This window comes from Falsirhodobacter sp. 20TX0035 (assembly GCF_028307215.1).
Taxonomy (GTDB): Bacteria; Pseudomonadota; Alphaproteobacteria; order Rhodobacterales; family Rhodobacteraceae; genus Falsirhodobacter.
In genome coordinates, this window is the sequence record NZ_JAQMHV010000032.1 from 1 (window position 1) to 1,059 (window position 1,059).

Annotated in this window: 1 pseudogene; it reads left to right on the forward strand. The window is 60.2% G+C overall.

Annotation, left to right across the window (positions count from 1 at the left end):
* Positions 1-59 precede the first annotated feature (59 nt).
* Positions 60-1,059: pseudogene (locus PIJ50_RS16300) on the forward strand (IS3 family transposase); the annotation flags it as partial.

Consider the following 1,059-nt stretch of genomic DNA (forward strand, 5'->3'; position numbering starts at 1 on the left):
TGAATAGCCCCATGTTTCGTGGACGCCTTCTTCGCTAACTTTGAGGCAAGGAGGCCATGATGGGCACGGGCAATTTCACTGACGACTTCAAGCGCGATGCTGTCGCGCAGATCACGGAACGGGGTTATCCTGCGAAGGAGGTTTCGGAGCGGCTCGGCGTCAGCACACATTCTCTCTATGCTTGGAAGCGCAAGTTCGCGAAGGCGGTGTCGGGTGACACGGAGAAGGATGCCGAGATCCGTCGGCTAAAGCGCGAGTTGGTCCGGGTGTCGGAGGAGCGCGACATTTTAAAAAAGGCCACCGCGTATTTCGCCAGGGATGCAAAGTGAGATACGCGTTCGTGGCCGAGCATCGGGGTCAGTTTTCGGTTCGGGCGATGTGCCGGTGCCTGCGCATCCAGCCGAGCGGGTTCTATGCGTGGCTGCAGGCACCGCTGAGCGCACGGGCGCAAGAAGACAGGCGCCAGACCGAGCTGCTGCAGAAGGCTTGGGCCGAAAGCGGCAAGGTCTACGGCTACCGCAAGCTGCATGATGATCTGGTCGAACAGGGCGAAAGCATCTGTCCGAACCGCGTTTCCCGGCTGGCGCAGATCGCGGGGATCAGGGCGCAGATCGGCTACAAGCGCCGCCCCGGCAGCTATGGCGGCAAGCCGTCGGTCGTGGTCAACAATACTCTCGACCGACAATTCGACGTCGAGGCCCCGGACAAGGTTTGGGTTACCGATATCACCTACATCCGGACGCAAGAGGGGTTCGCCTATCTTGCGGTGGTCATCGATCTGTATTCCCGGCGCGTGGTCGGCTGGTCGATGCAAAGCCGTCAGACGACAGACGTCGTCCTGCAAGCCTTGCTCATGGCCGTCTGGCGGCGAAAACCGAAGAACAAAGTGCTAATTCATTCGGATCAGGGCAGTCAGTTCACCAGCATGGACTGGGCTGCGTTCCTGCGCGCCCACAATCTGGAGCACTCCATGAGCCGCCGTGGCAACTGCCATGACAACGCCGTCGCCGAAAGCTTCTTCAACCTGCTCAAGCGCGAACGGATCAGGCGCAGAACCTA